The organism is Streptococcus sp. Marseille-Q6379 (genome assembly GCF_965119505.1).
Map to the genome: position 1 here is coordinate 1242676 of NZ_CBCPLV010000001.1, position 18574 is coordinate 1261249.

33 protein-coding genes are annotated in these 18574 nt (G+C 39.9%); all 33 read right to left on the bottom strand.

Features of this window, described 5'->3' with window-relative positions; all coding sequences use genetic code 11:
* Window positions 1-136 precede the first annotated feature (136 nt).
* Entirely contained in the window at window positions 137-523 is a 387-nt protein-coding gene (rplQ, locus tag ACWPVZ_RS06240) for a 50S ribosomal protein L17 (RefSeq protein ID WP_002885709.1), read from the bottom strand.
* Window positions 524-540: 17 nt separating this feature from the next.
* Window positions 541-1479 carry a DNA-directed RNA polymerase subunit alpha gene (locus ACWPVZ_RS06245; RefSeq protein WP_002885793.1) on the bottom strand — a complete coding sequence of 313 codons (939 nt, stop codon included), beginning with the start codon at window positions 1477-1479 and terminating at the stop codon, window positions 541-543.
* Between the two features lie 48 nt (window positions 1480-1527).
* On the bottom strand, window positions 1528-1911 hold the full coding sequence (gene rpsK, locus ACWPVZ_RS06250; RefSeq protein ID WP_002885718.1) for a 30S ribosomal protein S11: 384 nt from the start codon (window positions 1909-1911) through the stop codon (window positions 1528-1530).
* A 26-nt stretch (window positions 1912-1937) separates the two neighbouring features.
* Window positions 1938-2303, bottom strand: a complete 366-nt coding sequence (gene rpsM, locus ACWPVZ_RS06255) for a 30S ribosomal protein S13 (protein ID WP_002885820.1) — start codon at window positions 2301-2303, stop codon at window positions 1938-1940.
* 17 nt (window positions 2304-2320) lie between these two features.
* Window positions 2321-2437 (bottom strand): 50S ribosomal protein L36, encoded by a 117-nt coding sequence (rpmJ, locus tag ACWPVZ_RS06260; protein WP_000868345.1) that lies wholly within the window; start codon window positions 2435-2437, stop codon window positions 2321-2323.
* Window positions 2438-2462: 25 nt separating this feature from the next.
* Window positions 2463-2681 carry a translation initiation factor IF-1 gene (gene infA, locus ACWPVZ_RS06265; RefSeq protein ID WP_001040189.1) on the bottom strand — a complete coding sequence of 73 codons (219 nt, stop codon included), beginning with the start codon at window positions 2679-2681 and terminating at the stop codon, window positions 2463-2465.
* Window positions 2682-2798: 117 nt separating this feature from the next.
* The gene (locus tag ACWPVZ_RS06270; protein ID WP_454381429.1) at window positions 2799-3437 is read right to left on the bottom strand and encodes an adenylate kinase; all 639 of its coding nucleotides are present in this window, start codon (window positions 3435-3437) and stop codon (window positions 2799-2801) included.
* A 131-nt stretch (window positions 3438-3568) separates the two neighbouring features.
* Window positions 3569-4864, bottom strand: coding sequence for a preprotein translocase subunit SecY (gene secY, locus ACWPVZ_RS06275; RefSeq protein ID WP_002892081.1), 1296 nt, complete (start codon window positions 4862-4864; stop codon window positions 3569-3571).
* A 16-nt stretch (window positions 4865-4880) separates the two neighbouring features.
* Window positions 4881-5321: a 50S ribosomal protein L15 gene (rplO, locus tag ACWPVZ_RS06280; RefSeq protein ID WP_110980794.1), complete on the bottom strand. Its 441-nt coding sequence runs from the start codon at window positions 5319-5321 to the stop codon at window positions 4881-4883.
* Window positions 5322-5448: 127 nt separating this feature from the next.
* Window positions 5449-5631, bottom strand: a complete 183-nt coding sequence (gene rpmD / locus ACWPVZ_RS06285; protein ID WP_002885773.1) for a 50S ribosomal protein L30 — start codon at window positions 5629-5631, stop codon at window positions 5449-5451.
* 14 nt (window positions 5632-5645) lie between these two features.
* Window positions 5646-6140, bottom strand: coding sequence for a 30S ribosomal protein S5 (rpsE, locus tag ACWPVZ_RS06290; RefSeq protein WP_002885626.1), 495 nt, complete (start codon window positions 6138-6140; stop codon window positions 5646-5648).
* 18 nt (window positions 6141-6158) lie between these two features.
* Entirely contained in the window at window positions 6159-6515 is a 357-nt protein-coding gene (rplR, locus tag ACWPVZ_RS06295) for a 50S ribosomal protein L18 (protein WP_002885810.1), read from the bottom strand.
* Between the two features lie 89 nt (window positions 6516-6604).
* Window positions 6605-7141 (bottom strand): 50S ribosomal protein L6, encoded by a 537-nt coding sequence (rplF, locus tag ACWPVZ_RS06300; protein ID WP_002887056.1) that lies wholly within the window; start codon window positions 7139-7141, stop codon window positions 6605-6607.
* Between the two features lie 126 nt (window positions 7142-7267).
* On the bottom strand, window positions 7268-7666 hold the full coding sequence (gene rpsH, locus ACWPVZ_RS06305) for a 30S ribosomal protein S8 (RefSeq protein WP_002885642.1): 399 nt from the start codon (window positions 7664-7666) through the stop codon (window positions 7268-7270).
* 122 nt (window positions 7667-7788) lie between these two features.
* Window positions 7789-7974 (bottom strand): type Z 30S ribosomal protein S14, encoded by a 186-nt coding sequence (locus ACWPVZ_RS06310; protein WP_001085699.1) that lies wholly within the window; start codon window positions 7972-7974, stop codon window positions 7789-7791.
* Window positions 7975-7991: 17 nt separating this feature from the next.
* The gene (rplE, locus tag ACWPVZ_RS06315) at window positions 7992-8534 is read right to left on the bottom strand and encodes a 50S ribosomal protein L5 (protein WP_002887058.1); all 543 of its coding nucleotides are present in this window, start codon (window positions 8532-8534) and stop codon (window positions 7992-7994) included.
* Between the two features lie 26 nt (window positions 8535-8560).
* On the bottom strand, window positions 8561-8866 hold the full coding sequence (rplX, locus tag ACWPVZ_RS06320; protein ID WP_002885874.1) for a 50S ribosomal protein L24: 306 nt from the start codon (window positions 8864-8866) through the stop codon (window positions 8561-8563).
* An 80-nt stretch (window positions 8867-8946) separates the two neighbouring features.
* Window positions 8947-9315 carry a 50S ribosomal protein L14 gene (gene rplN / locus ACWPVZ_RS06325; RefSeq protein WP_002885711.1) on the bottom strand — a complete coding sequence of 123 codons (369 nt, stop codon included), beginning with the start codon at window positions 9313-9315 and terminating at the stop codon, window positions 8947-8949.
* 24 nt (window positions 9316-9339) lie between these two features.
* Complete coding sequence (rpsQ, locus tag ACWPVZ_RS06330; protein WP_002885836.1) at window positions 9340-9600, bottom strand: 30S ribosomal protein S17; 261 nt, start codon at window positions 9598-9600, stop codon at window positions 9340-9342.
* A gap of 27 nt (window positions 9601-9627) precedes the next feature.
* Window positions 9628-9834: a 50S ribosomal protein L29 gene (gene rpmC / locus ACWPVZ_RS06335; RefSeq protein ID WP_002885754.1), complete on the bottom strand. Its 207-nt coding sequence runs from the start codon at window positions 9832-9834 to the stop codon at window positions 9628-9630.
* A gap of 9 nt (window positions 9835-9843) precedes the next feature.
* Complete coding sequence (rplP, locus tag ACWPVZ_RS06340) at window positions 9844-10257, bottom strand: 50S ribosomal protein L16 (protein WP_000960950.1); 414 nt, start codon at window positions 10255-10257, stop codon at window positions 9844-9846.
* Between the two features lie 3 nt (window positions 10258-10260).
* Window positions 10261-10914, bottom strand: a complete 654-nt coding sequence (gene rpsC / locus ACWPVZ_RS06345) for a 30S ribosomal protein S3 (RefSeq protein WP_002885727.1) — start codon at window positions 10912-10914, stop codon at window positions 10261-10263.
* Between the two features lie 12 nt (window positions 10915-10926).
* On the bottom strand, window positions 10927-11271 hold the full coding sequence (rplV, locus tag ACWPVZ_RS06350; protein WP_002887063.1) for a 50S ribosomal protein L22: 345 nt from the start codon (window positions 11269-11271) through the stop codon (window positions 10927-10929).
* A 15-nt stretch (window positions 11272-11286) separates the two neighbouring features.
* Entirely contained in the window at window positions 11287-11565 is a 279-nt protein-coding gene (gene rpsS / locus ACWPVZ_RS06355) for a 30S ribosomal protein S19 (RefSeq protein WP_000533765.1), read from the bottom strand.
* A 93-nt stretch (window positions 11566-11658) separates the two neighbouring features.
* Window positions 11659-12492 (bottom strand): 50S ribosomal protein L2, encoded by an 834-nt coding sequence (gene rplB, locus ACWPVZ_RS06360; RefSeq protein WP_002887065.1) that lies wholly within the window; start codon window positions 12490-12492, stop codon window positions 11659-11661.
* 17 nt (window positions 12493-12509) lie between these two features.
* A complete protein-coding gene (locus tag ACWPVZ_RS06365) occupies window positions 12510-12806 on the bottom strand; it encodes a 50S ribosomal protein L23 (protein ID WP_002887066.1) in 297 nt (98 codons plus the stop codon).
* Window positions 12806-13429: a 50S ribosomal protein L4 gene (gene rplD / locus ACWPVZ_RS06370; RefSeq protein ID WP_002885795.1), complete on the bottom strand. Its 624-nt coding sequence runs from the start codon at window positions 13427-13429 to the stop codon at window positions 12806-12808. The genes ACWPVZ_RS06365 and rplD overlap by 1 nt, the downstream gene beginning before the upstream one ends.
* A gap of 24 nt (window positions 13430-13453) precedes the next feature.
* The gene (rplC, locus tag ACWPVZ_RS06375; RefSeq protein ID WP_002885755.1) at window positions 13454-14080 is read right to left on the bottom strand and encodes a 50S ribosomal protein L3; all 627 of its coding nucleotides are present in this window, start codon (window positions 14078-14080) and stop codon (window positions 13454-13456) included.
* A gap of 114 nt (window positions 14081-14194) precedes the next feature.
* Window positions 14195-14503, bottom strand: coding sequence for a 30S ribosomal protein S10 (rpsJ, locus tag ACWPVZ_RS06380; protein ID WP_002885653.1), 309 nt, complete (start codon window positions 14501-14503; stop codon window positions 14195-14197).
* A gap of 243 nt (window positions 14504-14746) precedes the next feature.
* Window positions 14747-15748 carry a Holliday junction branch migration DNA helicase RuvB gene (gene ruvB, locus ACWPVZ_RS06385; RefSeq protein WP_002892095.1) on the bottom strand — a complete coding sequence of 334 codons (1002 nt, stop codon included), beginning with the start codon at window positions 15746-15748 and terminating at the stop codon, window positions 14747-14749.
* Window positions 15749-15828: 80 nt separating this feature from the next.
* The gene (locus ACWPVZ_RS06390; RefSeq protein WP_454381444.1) at window positions 15829-17652 is read right to left on the bottom strand and encodes an acyltransferase family protein; all 1824 of its coding nucleotides are present in this window, start codon (window positions 17650-17652) and stop codon (window positions 15829-15831) included.
* A complete protein-coding gene (locus ACWPVZ_RS06395; RefSeq protein ID WP_014635145.1) occupies window positions 17649-18059 on the bottom strand; it encodes an MORN repeat-containing protein in 411 nt (136 codons plus the stop codon). Before ACWPVZ_RS06395 ends, ACWPVZ_RS06390 begins: the two co-directional genes overlap by 4 nt.
* The gene (locus ACWPVZ_RS06400; protein WP_049545228.1) at window positions 18056-18490 is read right to left on the bottom strand and encodes a low molecular weight protein-tyrosine-phosphatase; all 435 of its coding nucleotides are present in this window, start codon (window positions 18488-18490) and stop codon (window positions 18056-18058) included. Before ACWPVZ_RS06400 ends, ACWPVZ_RS06395 begins: the two co-directional genes overlap by 4 nt.
* Window positions 18491-18574: the final 84 nt, after the last annotated feature.

Sequence of the window (18574 nt, forward strand, 5' to 3'; positions counted from 1 at the left end):
CAAGCGTTACATGCTTATTTATTCCCATTTTTATGATGAGTGTTCCCGCTAGGCGTATGCCCAGCGGTAGACCAGAGCTAGACTAAGAAAAGCTAAGCTATTCCATCATCATAACACTCAACAAAATTGATAAAAATTAAACAAGTTCGATGATTGCCATTGGGGCAGCATCGCCACGACGTGGTTCTGTTTTAAGGATACGAGTGTATCCACCGTTACGTTCAGCATAACGAGGTGCGATTTCTGAGAAAAGTTTTTGAAGAGCAGTTGTTGATGTATATTTATCAGTTGCTTCATCATAGCTTTCAGATGCAATTTCGTTACGTACAAATGCAGCTGCTTGACGACGTGCGTGCAAATCACCACGTTTACCAAGAGTAATCATTTTTTCAACTGTTTTACGGATTTCTTTAGCACGTGCTTCAGTTGTAACGATTGCTTCGTTAATGATAAGATCTGTAGTCAAATCACGAAGAACCGCTTTACGTTGTGAGCTTGTGCGTCCAAGTTTACGGTAAGCCATGTTATCCTCCTATATTATTATTTATCGTTTTTGAGTCCAAGTCCAAGATCAGCCAACTTAACTTTGACTTCTTCAAGAGATTTACGACCTAGGTTACGGACTTTCATCATTTCAGGCTCAGTTTTTTCTGTCAAATCATGAACGGTATTAATACCGGCACGTTTCAAACAGTTATATGAGCGTACAGACAAATCAAGTTCTTCGATGGTACGGTCAAGCACCTTTTCATCGTTCACTTTTTCAGTTTCTTTCATTACATCAGTAGCTTTAGCAACATCAGTAAGGTCAGTAAACAAGTTCAAGTGTTCAATCAAAACGCGAGCCGAGAGACCGAGGGCATCTTCAGGGATGATTGTTCCGTTTGTCATGATTTCGATTGTCAATTTATCAAAACCATCATTGCTACCTACACGGGCAGGTTCAACTTGATAATTGACTTTTTTCACTGGTGTGTAGATTGAATCTACAGCCAATGTTCCCACTGGTGCATCGTCTTTCTTGTTTTCATCTGCTGGAACATAACCACGGTTTGTAGCTACTGTCATAGTCGCTTTCAAAGAAGCGCCGTCAGCGATAGTGAAAAGATAATGATCAGGGTTAACAATTTCAATGTCGCTATCAGTCAAGATGTCTCCAGCAGTAACTTCAGCTGGACCTTGGACATCAAGTTCAATTGTCTTTTCGTCTTCGACGTAAGATTTTACAGCAAGTCCTTTAATATTAAGGATGATTTGCATCACGTCTTCACGGACGCCTGGTACGGTATCAAATTCGTGGAGTACTCCATCAATCTTAATTGATGTTACGGCAGCACCTGGAAGTGATGACAAAAGTACACGACGAAGAGAGTTACCCAAAGTTGTACCATAACCACGTTCTAGTGGTTCGATGACAAATTTGCCGTAATCTTTATTTTCATCAATTTTTGTTATTATTGGTTTTTCAAACTCAATCATTTATTATACTCCCTCGAAACGAACCTTGTGTACTATTGTTATTAAAGATTACACACGACGACGTTTTGGAGGACGACAACCATTATGTGGTACAGGTGTTACATCACGGATTGCTGTTACTTCAAGACCTGCAGCAGCAAGAGCACGGATAGCAGACTCACGACCTGAACCAGGACCTTTAACAGTTACTTCAACTGTTTTAAGACCATGTTCTTGTGCAGATTTAGCAGCAGCTTCTGAAGCCATTTGTGCAGCAAATGGTGTAGATTTACGAGAACCTTTGAAACCAAGAGCACCAGCTGATGACCATGCTACAGCGTTACCATGCACATCTGTAATCATAACAATAGTGTTATTGAAAGTAGCGTGAATGTGAGCAATACCAGATTCGATATTCTTTTTCACACGACGTTTACGTGTTGGTTTAGCCAATGTTTTTACCTCCTATTTTATTTTAATTATTTTTTCTTACCTGCAATCGCAACAGCTTTACCTTTACGAGTGCGGGCATTGTTTTTAGTGTTTTGTCCACGGACAGGAAGTCCACGACGGTGACGGATACCACGGTATGAACCGATTTCCATCAAACGTTTGATGTTAAGGTTAACTTCACGACGAAGGTCACCTTCAACTTTGATTGCATCCACTTCGCGACGGATAGCGTCTTCTTGATCATTTGTCAAATCTTTAACGCGGATGTCTTCAGAAACGCCTGCAGCAGCCAAGATTTTCTTAGATGTTGCAAGTCCGATACCGTATACGTAAGTAAGTGAAATTACTACACGTTTATCGTTTGGAATGTCAACTCCAGCAATACGAGCCATGATTTCTCCTTTCTATATTATCCTTGACGTTGTTTGTGTTTTGGATTTGTTGGACAAATTACCATAACACGACCGTTACGACGAATAACTTTACAGTATTCGCAAATTGGTTTAACCGATGGTCTTACCTTCATGTTTCAATCCCTCCAATTATTTCGATTATTTAAAGCGGTATGTGATGCGTCCACGTGTCAAATCATAAGGACTCATTTCAACAGTCACACGGTCACCGACCAAAATACGAATGTAGTTTTTACGGATTTTACCAGAAACTGTCGCCAAAATTTGGTGTCCATTTTCCAATTCAACAGTAAACATAGCATTAGGCATAGTTTCTACAACTTTACCTTCAATTTCAATCACGTCTTCTTTTGCCACGCAAAAGTACCCCCTAAAATTTCGATTTGATTTCCTCTGAGCACAGAGGTAACAATTATAAGTCAGACTAAAGTATTATAACATGCTTAAGTCTGATACGCAAGTAAGATTATATAATTATTTAATTGCTGCAATCGCTTTTTTAACATCAGCGAATACATCGTCGATATCTTGGTTACCTTGAATATCTGATACAAGACCAAGCTCACGGTAATGTGCAATAATTGGCTCACCTTGAGCAATATTCACATCCAAGCGGCGTTTCACTGTTTCTGGTTTGTCATCTTCACGTTGGTAATAGTCTTCTTCCTTGTAGTCAGCTGGTGGGTTGAATACTTTATGGTAAGTTTCACCTGTTTCGCGGTGAATAATACGACCACTCAAGCGTTCAAGAAGGCAAGATGGATCCACTTCGATATTGATTACTCCATCAAGCTCCAAACCAAGATCAACCAAGATTTGATCCAAGGAATGAGCTTGTTCGATTGTGCGAGGAAAACCATCCAAAAGGAATCCTTTTTCCTTAATGTCGTCTTGAGCCAAACACTCTTTAACGATTCCGTTTGTTACTTCATCTGGTACCAATTCACCTTTATCGATGAATGATTTGGCCAAAACACCCATTTCAGTTTGGTTAGCCATAGCAGCACGGAACATATCACCAGTTGAGATGTGAGCTACACCAAATTCTTCAACAATTTTTGCAGCTTGAGTCCCTTTACCAGCACCTGGTAGACCCATAATTAAAAGATTCATCTTACGAACTCCTTATTTTTGTTTTCAAATAACTCTATCAAGGTTTTAACACATTGGTAGAGTTATCAAAAAACAAAAGAGAAGGGACAGAAAGTAACCTTTCTTTCCCTCTCAATTGTTCATGAGAAGACTTAGTCTTCAAGATTCATAAATCCAACGTACTGACGTTTCAATAGGTAACCTTCGAGTTGTTTCATACCTTCGATACCAGTTGAAATCAAGATCAAGAGAGATGTACCACCAAGCGCGATTGAGCTTGTAAGGTGCATAAACTGTTGAGCCGCAATTGGAGCCAATGAAATAAACGCGAGAAATACAGCCCCGATTGTTGCCAATCTCTTAAGCAATGAAGACATGTACTTTTCAGTCTCACGACCTGGACGAACACTAGGAATGTAAGACCCATTCTTTTGAAGATTTTCAGCAGTTTTTTCAGGATTTACTTGGACAAATGTGTAGAAGAATGAGAATAAGATAATCAATATCGCATAAGTAATCATTCCACTAGGTGTATTATACGAGAGTAGTCCTTGTAAGTGTGATAACCATGTAACCTTCGAGAAGAATGGAAGAATAGTACTAGGAATTGTTGTAATCGAGCTAGCAAAGATAACGGGAATAACACCAGCTGGATTTACTTTCAATGGAAGGTAAGAACTCGTTGGAGCCCCTTGAACCAATTTAGTATATTGAATTGGAATTTGATATTCTGCCTGTTGAACAAAGGTCGTAAAGAAGACAATCGCCAAACCTACCACAATTAACAAAGCAACTATGATATATGAACGAGTCAATTCTCCTGAACGAACATTGACAAAGAAATCCTCGTAAATCGTTGAGAACATTTTTGGAATAGAAGCAATAATCCCTGAAAAGATAATCATTGACACACCATTACCAAAACCTTTATCTGTGATTTGTTCACCAAGCCATGTCACAATTATGCTACCAGCAGTTAGAATTGTCCCAATCAATAGGTAGGTTGAAACATTTGGTGTTTTAACCAATGAAATTGATGAGAGAGTATTAAAACTTGCTGTAATACCAATCGATTGAACAAAGGCTAAAACAAGAGTAATATAGCGAGTCGCTTGGTTCAATTTACGACGACCAACTTCCCCTTGTTTGCCCCACTCCACAAATTTCGGATAGATATCCATCTGCAAAAGTTGGACGATGATTGATGCTGTAATGTAAGGACTAACCCCCATCGAGAAGATTGAGAAGTTATTCATGGCATTACCAGACACCAAGTTAAGCATGTTCAAGAAAGGTAAATCGCTTAATTGTTTCAAACTTTCCGCATTGATACCAGGAACTGTTACATGAGTCCCTACACGAAAAACGAAAATAATGAAGATTGTAAATAAAATCTTATTACGAACGTTTTTGACTTTCAATGCGTCTTTTAATAGTTTAAAGAACATAATGAGTTACCCCTCATTAGATGACTTCGATTGAACCACCTTTAGCAGTGATAGCTGCTTCAGCAGATTTTGAGAATTTAGCTGCTTTAACAGTCAATTTCTTAGTCAATTCGCCGTTACCAAGAACTTTAACGCCTGATTTTTCAGCACGAACGATTCCAGCTTCTTTAAGAACTGCTGGAGTTACTACTGTACCATCTTCAAAGACGTTCAATTGATCAAGGTTTACAAGTGCGTATTCTTTAGCGTTGATGTTAGTGAATCCGCGTTTTGGAAGACGACGGAACAATGGAGTTTGTCCACCTTCAAATCCTGGACGTACGCCACCACCGCTACGAGCTTTTTGACCTTTTTGACCACGGCCTGAAGTTTTACCGTTACCAGATGAAGTACCACGACCTACACGGTTGCGGACTTTACGAGAACCTTCAGCAGGTTTCAATTCATGAAGTTTCATTATTATTTTCTCCTCTTTTTGTAAAATGCTAGCGCCTCTAACCAAGTAAGGTAGCTTGATTAGAAACTCGCCTATACATGAAATTCAGTTTAAGTCGCAAGGTAACCCTCACGACTTAAATCAATTTTTATTTAACGTCTTCTACAGTTACCAAGTGAGATACTGCGTTGACCATACCACGGATAGCAGCGTTGTCTTCTTTAACAACTGAGCTATTCAATTTACCAAGTCCAAGAGCAACAACTGTTTTACGTTGTTCTGGTTTGCGTCCGATTGGAGACTTAGTCAAAGTAATTTTAATTTGAGCCATTGTTATCTCCTTTCTTATGCCAAGTCAGATACTGAGATGCCACGAAGAGCCGCAACTTCTTCAGCACGTTTAAGTTGTTTCAATCCTTCAACAGTCGCACGAACGATGTTGATTGGAGTGTTTGAACCGAGTGATTTAGATGTTACATCAGCAACACCAGCCAATTCGATGACGGCACGAACTGCACCACCAGCGGCAACCCCAGCCCCTTCAACAGCTGGTTTCAACAATACTTTCGCTCCACCAAATTCTGAACGAACTTCGTGAGGAATAGTTGTACCAACCATAGGAACTTCGATAAGGTTTTTCTTAGCTGCTTCAACTGCTTTACGGATAGCTTCTGGAACCTCTTGAGATTTACCAGTACCAAATCCTACGCGACCATTACGGTCACCAACAACAACAAGAGCAGCAAAACGCATGTTGCGTCCACCTTTTACAACTTTAGTAACACGGTTGATAGCAACTACGCGTTCTTCAAGTTCTACTGCATTATCTTTAAATGCCATTATTAAGTGTCCTCCCTATTAGAATTTCAATCCGTTTTCACGAGCTGAGTCAGCCAAAGCTTTAACACGTCCGTGATAGAGATATCCACCGCGGTCAAACACCACTTCAGAAATACCTTTAGCTACTGCGCGTTCAGCAACAAGTTTACCGACAACAACGGCTTGTTCTGTTTTAGTTCCTTTAGAAACTTCTTTATCAAGAGTTGATGCACTTGCGAGCGTTACACCCGCTACGTCATCAATAACTTGAGCGTAGATGCCTGTATTAGAACGGAAAATGTTCAAACGTGGGCGATCAGCAGTTCCAGAGAGTTTTCCGCGAACGCGACGGTGGCGTTTTTGGCGGAGTTTGTTTTTATCTGGTTTCGAAATCACAATTTTCACCTCTTAATTATAATGCTAGCTCATGAGAGCTTTTGGTAAAGAGACAATCCACAAAGAATTGCCATAAGGATAAAATCCTATTATTTACCAGTTTTACCTTCTTTACGACGTACGTATTCACCAACGTAACGGATACCTTTACCTTTGTAAGGTTCTGGTGAACGAAGGCTACGGATGTAAGCTGCTGTTTGACCAACAACTTCTTTGTTAATACCACTTACAACGATTGAAGTTGCAGATGGTACTTCAAAAGTAATACCTTCTGGAGCTTCAACTTCGTCTTGGTGAGATTTACCAACTGAAAGAACAAGTTTTGTTCCTTGGAGTTGCGCACGATATCCGACACCGCGCATTTCAAGTTCTTTTTTGAAACCTTCAGAAACACCAACAACCATGTTGTTCAAGTTTGCACGAGAAGTACCGTGGATTGTTTTGTTTTCTTTTGAGTCGTTTGGACGGTGAAGTGTAACTTCATTGCCTTCAACTTTGATTTCAATGTTTTTGTTAAACTCACGAGTGAGTTCGCCTTTAGGTCCTTTAACAGTAACAACGTTATCGTTGTTTGTTACTTCAACACCAGCAGGCAAAGTAATAACTTTATTACCAATACGTGACATAGTATTTAATTCTCCTGTTAGATTATCAAGCCACAAAGTGACTAGTTTTCACGGGGATGAGTTTCATAGAATATAAACAACGAAACTCGCACAAATCATTTGAGATAAGCGCTTAGTATCAACTTCTTACCAAACGTAAGCGATAACTTCTCCACCAACGTTCTTTTGACGAGCTTCTTTATCAGTCAAAAGACCTTCTGAAGTAGAGATGATCGCGATTCCAAGTCCGTTAAGAACTTTAGGAACATCTTCACGTTTAGAGTAAACACGAAGACCTGGTTTAGAAATACGTTTCAAGTTAGTGATAACACGTTCACCGTTTTGTCCGTATTTCAAGAATACGCGGATGATACCTTGTTTGTCATCTTCGATAACTTCAACATTTTTTACGAAACCTTCACGTTTAAGGATTTCAGCGATACCTTTTTTAATGTTTGATGCAGGTACTTCAAGTACTTCGTGTTTAGCTTGGTTAGCGTTACGAATACGTGTCAAGAAATCTGCAATTGGGTCAGTCATAACCATTTTATATTTTCTCCTCTTACTAGTAGTTTGAATAATTCACTTGCTAGTTAATGATTGAGCTAGGCTCAGATTGTGTTAAATACATTCAAATTAGGTAAAACTAACTTAAATGTACCATGTTTTTACCAAGAAGCTTTGGTAACACCTGGAATTTGACCTTTGTAAGCCAATTCACGGAAGCAAACACGGCAAAGTTTAAATTTGCGATAAACTGAGTGTGGACGTCCACAACGTTCGCAACGAGTGTAAGCTTGCGTAGAGAACTTCGCAGGGCGTTTGTTCTTAGCAATCATTGATTTTTTAGCCAATTTATTTACCTCCTAGATTATTTTGCAAAAGGCATTCCAAGGCCTTTAAGCAATTCACGACCTTCTTCGTCAGTGTTAGCAGTAGTTACGATAACGATATCCATACCACGTACTTTATCAACATCGTCGAAGTTGATTTCTGGGAAGATAAGTTGTTCTTTAACACCAAGTGTGTAGTTACCACGTCCATCAAATGATTTAGTTGGAACACCATGGAAGTCACGAACACGTGGAAGTGATACTGATACCAATTTATCCAAGAATTCGTACATGCGTTCACCACGAAGGGTAACTTTAGCACCGATCGCTACACCTTCACGAAGACGGAAGCCAGCGATTGATTTCTTAGCTTTAGTAATCAATGGTTTTTGACCTGAAATAAGTGCCAACTCAGCAGCAGCTTTTTCAAGAGTTTTAGCGTTGTTTACAGCTTCACCAACACCCATGTTGATAACGATTTTATCAACTTTTGGCACAGCCATAACTGAAGAATAATTGAATTTTTCAGTCAAAGCTGGAATTACTTCGTTAGTGTATTTTTCTTTAAGACGGTTAGCCATTTAATACTTTCTCCTTTCCTTCGTGATTAGTCAAGCACTTCGCCTGATTTTTTGTTGTAACGAACTTTTTTGCCGTCAACAACTTTGTAACCTACACGTCCAGCTACACCGTTCTTGTCAAGAACTTGAACGTTTGAAGCGTGGATTGGTGCTTCTTTTTCCACGATAGCACCTTGAGGGTTTTCAGCTGATGGTTTTTGGTGTTTTTTGATGATTGCAACACCTTCAACAACAACTTTGTTTACTTTTGGAAGAGCTTTAAGAACTACTGCTTCAGTTCCTTTGTCTTTACCAGCAATAACGCGAACTTTATCGCCTTTTTTTACAAACATTTGAGTATTTCTCCTATTATTTCTTACGCCCTAATGGGCACCCTGAACATTTCAGGGGACTAAGTTTGTGTTAATTCAGATTAAAGTACTTCTGGCGCCAAAGATACGATACGCATGTATCCACCTTCACGCAATTCACGTGCAACAGGGCCAAAGATACGAGTTCCACGAGGAGTTTTGTCATCGCGGATGATTACTGCAGCGTTATCATCAAACTTGATGTATGAACCGTCTGGACGGCGAGCACCAGTTTTTGTACGAACGATAACAGCTTTAACAACATCACCTTTTTTAACAGCTCCACCTGGTGTAGCTTGTTTAACAGTTGCAACGATAACGTCGCCGATGTTAGCGAATTTACGTCCTGAACCACCAAGAACTTTGATAGTCAAGATTTCACGAGCACCGCTATTATCAGCAACTTTTAAGCGACTTTCTTGTTGAATCATTTCAATTGTCTCCTTTTAGTTTTATTAGATAATAACAGCTTCTTCCACAACTTCTACAAGACGGAAGCGTTTTGTAGCTGAAAGTGGGCGAGTTTCCATGATACGAACGATATCGCCTTCTTTAGCAACGTTGTTTTCATCATGTGCTTTGTATTTTTTAGAATAGTTGATACGTTTACCATAGACTGGGTGGTTACGTTTAGTTTCAACTACAACTGTGATTGTTTTATCCATCTTGTCAGATACTACGCGTCCAACAAGGGTTTTACGTTGATTACGTTCCATTATTAGAATTGCTCCTTTCCCAATCTATTATTTGATTTCAGATTGCACCGTTTTAACACGTGCAATTTGTTTTTTCACTTCGTTCAAACGGGCAGTTTGATCAAGTTGACCTGCTGCAGCTTGGAAACGAAGGTCGAAAAGTTCTTTCTTAAGTTCGTTTTCTTTTTTAGCAAGCTCTTCTTGAGACAAGCCACGAAGCTCAGCAACAAACTTTTTGATTTCTTCAAGTTTCATGTCTTCTCCTTATTCTGCTTCACGTTTCACGAATTTACATTTAACTGGCAATTTGTGGCTAGCAAGACGAAGCGCTTCACGTGCAACTTCTTCAGAAACACCTGCGATTTCGAACATTACTTTACCACGTTTAACTGGTGCTACCCAACCTTCAGGTGCCCCTTTACCAGAACCCATACGTACACCGATAGCTTTAGCAGTGTATGATTTGTGTGGGAAGATCTTAATCCAAACCTTACCACCACGTTTCATGTAACGAGTCATGGCAATACGAGCAGCCTCGATTTGACGGTTTGTAATCCAGTGGCTAGTTGTAGCTTGAAGACCGTATTCACCGAATGATACTTCTTTACCACCTTTAGCCTCACCGCGCATTTTTCCACGGAATTCACGACGGTGTTTAACACGTTTAGGTACTAACATTTGTTATTTGCCTCCTTTAGTGTTTTTACGAGCTGGAAGAACTTCTCCACGGTAGATCCAAACTTTAACACCAAGTTTACCGTAAGTTGTGTCAGCTTCTTCCCAAGCGTAATCGATATCAGCGCGAAGTGTGTGAAGTGGAACTGTACCTTCAGAGTATCCTTCTGCACGGGCGATATCTGCACCGTTCAAACGACCTGATACTTGAGTTTTGATTCCTTTAGCTCCAGCACGCATTGCACGTTGGATAGCTTGTTTTTGTGCACGACGGAAAGCAACACGTTGCTCAAGTTGGCGAGCAATTGTTTCACCAACAAGGTGAGCGTCCAAATCAGGTTTCTTGATTTCAACGATGTTGATGTGTACTTGTTTTCCAGTCAATTTGTTAAGTTGAGCGCGAAGAGCGTCAACGTTTGATCCACCTTTACCGATAACCATACCTGGTTTTGCAGTGTGAAGTGAAACAATAACTTTGTTTACAGCACGTTCGATTTCAATAGTTGAAACTGAAGCGTCTGCAAGTTCTTTTTGAATGAATTTGCGGATTGCCAAATCTTCGTGAAGGTAATCTGCGTATTCTTTTTCAGCATACCATTTCGCATCCCAGTCACGGATGATCCCGACACGCATACCAATTGGATGTACTTTTTGACCCACGAGTTTACCTCCTTATTTTTCTGACACAACTACTGTTACGTGAGTTGTGCGTTTGTTGATTGGTGAAGCTGAACCTTTCGCACGTGGACGGAAACGTTTCATTGTTGGTCCTTCGTTTGCGAATGTTTCAGATACTACCAAGTTAGCTTTTTCCAAACCAAAGTTGTTTTCTGCGTTAGCGATAGCAGAGTTAAGAGTTTTCTCAACAATGCGAGCTGCTTTGTTTGGAGTGAATTTCAAGATTGCGATTGCATCAGCAACGTTCTTACCACGGATAAGATCAAGAACAAGACGTGTTTTACGAGGTGAAACACGCACTGTACGAGCCATTGCTTTAGCTGAAGTAATTTCTGCCATTGTGTCCTCCTCCTATTAACGACGTGTTTTCTTATCGTCAGCTGCGTGACCTTTGTAAGTACGAGTTGGTGCAAATTCACCAAGTTTGTGACCTACCATGTCTTCTTGGATGTAAACAGGAACGTGTTTACGTCCATCATAAACTGCGATAGTGTATCCGATGAAACTTGGGAAAATCGTTGAACGACGTGACCAAGTTTTAATTACTTTTTTCTTTTCGTCATTGGCTTGAGCTTCAACTTTTTTCATCAAATGCTCATCGACGAAAGGTCCTTTTTTAAGACTACGTCCCATTTTGTAGTTTTCTCCTTTAAATTGAATGTACCACAGCGGCTTGCACTAAGAAATGCTACCGAGTTGGCGGATGTTATGTGCTAAGCGACTAAATTATTTTTCGTTACGACGACGAACGATAAGTTTGTCAGATTTAGCTTTCTTGTTACGAGTTTTAAGACCAAGCGCAGGTTTACCCCATGGAGTAGATGGCGCTTTACGTCCAACTGGTGCTTTACCTTCACCACCACCGTGTGGGTGATCGTTAGGGTTCATTACAGAACCACGAACTGTTGGGCGAATACCTTTCCAGCGATTACGGCCGGCTTTACCAAGGTTGATAAGTGATTGTTGTTCGTTACCTACAGTACCGATAGTTGCACGACATGTACCAAGAACCATACGAACTTCACCTGATTGAAGACGAACAAGTACGTATTTACCTTCTTGACCCAAAACTTGAGCAGAAGCACCAGCGGCACGGATAAGTTCAGCTCCTTTACCTGGTTGAAGCTCGATGTTGTGGATAACTGTACCAACTGGGATGTTTGCAAGTGGAAGAGCGTTACCAATCTTGATATCCGCATCTGGACCTGAAACGATACGTTGACCTACTTCAAGACCTTTAGGTGCGATGATGTAAGCTTTAACCCCGTCAGTGTAGTGTACAAGAGCGATGTTTGCAGTACGGTTTGGATCATACTCAATTGTTTTAACAACTGCTTCAACGCCATCTTTGTTACGTTTGAAGTCAATCAAACGGTAGTGACGTTTGTGTCCGCCACCTTGGTGACGTACAGTGATACGACCGTTGTTGTTACGACCAGCTTTGTTCTTAAGAGAAACAAGCAATGATTTTTCAGGAGTGCTTGTAGTGATTTCTGCGAAATCCAAAGAAGTCATGTTACGACGGCCATTTGTCGTTGGTTTATAAACTTTAATACCCACGTTAATTTCTCCTTTGATTATTCAGCTTCAGCTGCAAACAACTCGATTGCTTTAGAATCAGCTGTAAGAGTGATGATAGCTTTTTTAGTTTTTGAAGTGAAACCAGTGTAACGTCCAACACGTTTTTGTTTTGGTTTAACAGTTACAGTGTTCACGCTAGCAACTTTAACACCTTCAAATGCAGCTTCAACTGCTTGTTTGATCAAGAGTTTGTGTGCACGTGTATCAACTTCGAAAGTGTATTTTCCTGCTTCAAGAGCAATCATAGATTTCTCAGTGATAACAGGTTTTTTGATTACGTCATACAAATTCATTATGCAAGAACCTCCTCGATTGATGAGATAGCTTCTTTAGTAACAAGAAGTTTATCTGCGTTTACGATGTCAAGTACGCTTGCAGTTGCAGGAGTTGCAACAGTTACGTTTGCAAGGTTACGTGCTGAAAGTTCAGCGAATTTGTTTCCTTCTTCAACGATAACAAGTACTTTAGAATCGATGCTAAGAGCTGAAAGAACGTTTGCGAATTCAGCAGTTTTTGGAGCTGCAAATGAAAGAGCTTCAACTGCTACAAATTTATCTTCTGCAACTTTAGCTGAGTAAACAGATTTCAATGCAAGGCGACGAACTTTTTGTGGAAGTTTGTATCCGTAAGAACGTGGAGTTGGTCCGAAGACAACACCACCACCACGCCATTGTGGTGAGCGGATAGAACCTTGACGAGCACGTCCAGTTCCTTTTTGACGCCATGGTTTACGTCCACCACCTGATACTGCTGAACGGTTTTTAACCGCGTGAGTACCTTGGCGAAGGCTAGCACGTTGGCTGATTACGACATCAAATACTACTGATTCGTTTGGTTCGATACCGAAGATAGCGTCATTAAGTTCAACTGTGCTAACTTCTTTACCAGTTTGGTCAAATAGTTTTACGTTTGCCATTTTTAACTGATTTCTCCTTTCTTATTATTTAGCAGCTTTAACTGCTGATTTGATAGTGATAAGAGATTTCTTAGCACCTGGTACGTTACCTTTGATAAGGATAACGTTTTTCTCTGGGATAACTTGTACAACTTCAAGATTTTGAATTGTCACACGGTTGCCACCCATACGTCCTGCCAAGTGTTTGTTTTTGAAAACACGGTTAGGCGCAACAGGTCCCATTGAACCTGGACGACGGTGGTAACGAGAACCGTGAGCCATAGGTCCGCGTGATTGACCATGGCGTTTGATAACACCTTGGAAACCTTTACCTTTTGAAGTACCAGTTACGTCAACAACATCTCCAGCTTCGAATGTGTCAACAGTGATTTCTGATCCAACTTCCAAGCCTTCAATGTTTTTGAATTCACGAATGAAGCGCTTAGGAGCTGTGTTAGCTTTCGCTACGTGGCCTTTGGCAGGTTTGTTGCTCAATACTTCGCGTTTGTCGTCAAAACCAACTTGAACTGCTTCGTAACCGTCTGTTTCAACAGTTTTAACTTGAAGCACAACGTTTGGAGTAGCTTCGATGACAGTAACAGGGATAAATTCACCTGCTTCAGTGAAGATTTGAGTCATTCCCACTTTTTTCCCTAAGATTCCTTTTGTCATGAGAAAATATTTCCTTTACTTTATTGTTTTTTCAAAAAGTTTTTTATGAGCGTTTTTTATGCTCAAAAAAGTTTTTAACGAGCGTTTTTTATGCTCATTGAATCAAACTTTAAATTAAAGTTTGATTTCTACGTTCACACCACTTGGAAGATCAAGTTTCATCAAAGCATCAACTGTTTTTTGAGTTGGGTTGATGATGTCGATAAGACGTTTATGTGTACGCATTTCAAATTGTTCGCGAGAATCTTTATATTTGTGAGTCGCACGAATAATTGTGTAGAGACTACGTTCAGTTGGAAGTGGAACTGGTCCAGCAACTGTCGCACCTGTGCGAGTTGCAGTTTCTACGATTTTTTCAGCCGCTGTATCAAGCGTACGGTGTTCGTAAGCTTTCAAACGGATACGAATTTTTTTGTTTGCCATTTTTTCTCCTCTTTCGTCTATTTAAGATAATAGGCTAGCTCCTCAAGAAAACCAACACGGATTGCGTGGCAGTGCAACCAGGCGTGTCGCAACCTCTTGTATCATAGCTAAGCGCTGTATTTACAGCACCATAATATAATAACAAAAGAACCCACTCATTGCAAGGGATTTTTAAAGTTTTTTTCTTTTTTCTTTATTTTCTTTTTGACTAAACAAAAAAATCCACCTTCGATGGATTTTTTATCAACTTTCTTTAGTGTAGTCGTACCCCATGTGTTCATAGGCTTTAACCGTTGCAACACGTCCTGTTCGTGTTCGCATAATAAATCCTTTTTGAATTAGATAGGGTTCATACATATCTTCTACCGTTTCTCGCTCTTCAGCAATATTAACTGACAAGGTCCCTAGACCAACCGGTCCACCACCATACATCTCAATCATGGTTCGGAGAATTTTTTGGTCGACATAATCTAGTCCTTCATGGTCCACATCCAACATAGTCAACGCCTTGTCTGCAATCTTATCATCAATGATGCCATCACCCATAATTTGTGCATAGTCTCTCACACGCTTAAGTAGGCGGTTAGCAATACGTGGCGTTCCACGACTACGACGTGCTAACTCTAGGGCAGCCTCAGGTGTTATAGTCATATCAAAGATTTCTGAAGTGCGTTCTATAATTTCCTTCAAATCTGGTAACTCATAATATTCCATATGACCATTAATCCCAAAACGAGCCCTCAATGGATTTGACAACATACCTGCTCGTGTGGTTGCACCCACTAAAGTGAACGGTGGTAACTCTAGATGAACACTACGACTTGTTTCTCCTGCACCAATCATGATATCGATGTAGTAATCTTCCATAGCACTATAAAGTACTTCTTCCACTGCCATAGGCATTCGATGAATCTCATCAATAAATAAGATATCACCCGGCTCCAAGTCATTGAGTATAGCAACCAGATCTCCAGCCTTCTCAATTGCTGGCCCAGACGTCTGCTTTAAATTGACGCCCATCTCATTAGCTATCACAAAAGCCATGGTCGTTTTCCCTAAACCTGGAGGACCAAACAAAAGAGTATGATCCAATGCTTCATCACGAAGTTTAGCTGCCTCTATGAAAATCTTTAATTGGTCCTTAACCTTATCTTGACCAATATATTCCTTAAAGTACTGAGGACGAAGGGTACGCTCAACATACTCTTCATCTCCTAGTAAATCATTATCTAATATTCTTGCCATAGGCTTATTTTAGCACAAAACAAAAAATGCAGTCAAAATTTGTCCATAAAAAAGAAGACAAGACTTGCCTTCTTTTTTGATTATTTCTTACCACCCTTAACTGGTGCCTTATCAGCTTTCTCTATAGCTTCTTTAATTGTCTTAGTATAGAGTTTAGCACCACGGTTAATAGAGTCGCTATCAGATCCAAAGTGAACTCCATCTGTACCATTCCAGATAGAAATATTTTCTTTAGCCACTTGATACCAGTCAGCAACCGTCACAAAGTCGTATTTCTTAGCCATCTCTAACTCATACTTACGTAACTGAATCAAAGATTGGGCCTCATTACCAGATTTACTACCATTATATGGTGTCACAAAGATAATATGGTGACCCTTAGGTAAATTCTTGATGATTTTATTAATAACGCCTTTATAGTCGTCAATCTCATTAACACCACCAGCAATGACAACATCCTTAGCAAGAGCATTACTATCCGCGTAATCTTTAAGCAAATCATTGATTGTTGATAGGTTACGACTGACAACCGCATCTATAGCGACATTATCAATACTTGATTCCAGCTGATCTTTTGATCTAAGAGCTACCGAGTCCCCTAAAACTGTCACTCCCTTATTCACACCAAATGAAGTAGCCTGACTGTTTTCCGCATTGGTACGCGTTAATTTCATCTTAGTCTGAGCTTGCGACAAACCATTAGCTTCTAAATCTTTCTCGAAGTTCCCTACAGCTGGCGCAAAGAGAGAAATAAGCACTGTAATTAAAGTAAGACCACTAAAAACATAAAGCACAATATGTCGGTACGGCGTCAAGTCTAAATCTATTCCAAAGAGACTGGCCTTTCTTCCTGCAATAAATGGCTCTATTATATAGTAGGAAAGTGTTGCGAAAACAATTGACAGAATCGTTGTCAGAATGACTGCAATAATATTATTGGTCAATTGACTAAAGATAATATATAGCGGCCAGTGAAAAAGATAGACACTATAGCTAATCTCTGCCAAATAACTAATAAGAGCAGGCTCTGATTTTCCAGGCAATTTCTCATGGAGGACACGGGCAGAGTAAATCATAACAGCCGTGAACAAACTAGCTAAAACAAAACCAAATAGATAGGTAATGCGTTCCTCAAAATGGAGAACTAAGCCCAACAATACGAGCAAGGCAAAACTTCCTACCATATAAAGGACTATCTTTTTCAGAGTCCAAAGGCGTATATTTTTCTTGAACCTAGCGGTCGTTTCATACACACCTGAAAGTGTCGCAAAGAGCGAACCTAGGAAAAACGGATAAGCATGCGTAATTGACGAGAAATATAAGCGAGAAAAACTATCAACAAAGAAAGCACTAATAAACATTGATAGGAAACTCACCATAAAGCAGGCAAGAGATACCATAAAGACTAGGCTTCTAAATTGATTTTGATGTTTAACACGCTTAGCTAGGAACCAAAGCAAGGCACCCCAAAGAATATAATAGTGAACCTCAATAGCCAGACTCCATGTATGGAGGTAAATATGCTGGTTAAATTGGTTCTCATAATTTCCCCCGGTCAAAATCTCATAATAGTTAGTTACAAAACCGATAACAGAGGTGATTTGACGTCCAATACCTGCAATAAAATCATTTCGAACCAAGAGTGCCAAAGGGGTGCAGATAAGAACCATCAACACAAGTGGTGGTACTATCCGGTAGAAGCGTCGTCGCATAAAACCAAGATAATCAATGCGATGCGTCCTAGATACCTCATCAATCAAAAGTGCTGTAATCAAATACCCTGAGAAGGTAAAGAAGACATCAACACCGATGAAGCCCCCAGGAAGAATACTTGGGAAGAAATGATAGATCAGAACCAAAAGAAGTCCTGTCACACGAATATAAGAAAACCAGTTAATTCTCATCCTTTAAAAATCCCCTGTTTAAATTTTCCTTTGTAGGTAACCTTATTTTCAGTAGTCAATTTTCCTTGACCATCGGCTTGACCAGACTTGAACTCTCCTTGATAAATCCAACCCTCATGAGATTTGAAGGTTCCTTGACCATTAAAGGAACCATTCTTAAATTCTCCCGTATAGGTATCACCATTATCATAGGTCAAAGTTCCTTGACCATTCAAACGATGGTTCTGCATCTGACCTTTATAGGCAATCTTAGTCCCATCAATCTTGATAGAATGTTGCGTTTTTATAGTCACCAAAAACAAGGATAGGGCGCATAAAATAATAACCCCTACTGTAATACGCTCAAATTGATTTCGGTCGATATCAATATTTTTAAAATCAAAATCCTTTAGTTGTTTAAAATTCATTGTCTATCCTTAATCCACTGTAACCAGTCTCGACAACCTGCAGTTACCAATTTGTATGTTTCTTCAAAGTCACCTGTATACCATGGGTCCGGAACTCCACCAGGTCTGAAAAGCTTGATTTTATCGTCATAACGCCCTGCAGATATCTGTAAAAGATCCTCAACATTTGACTCATCCATTCCCACAACTAAGTCAAAGAACTCAAAATCAGCCTGACTAATCTGTTGTGAGCCCTTGGAAGAGTCAAAAGAAATAGCATATTTCCTTAAAATCTTTTGGGTTCCTTGATGAACTGAATTTCCATGCTCCCATGAAGACGTCGCGCGACTTTCGATATGCAAAGACTTTTCTTGGTCCAGCTCTTTCATCACAAATTCTGCCATTGGGCTACGACAAATATTCCCCAGACAAACAAATACAATCTTATTCATTATTCACCTCTTGCCCAAAACTATTAAGAGATCTGCTCACTTATTTTCTTCGTCAAAATTATGAACACACTTTTAAATTATGAA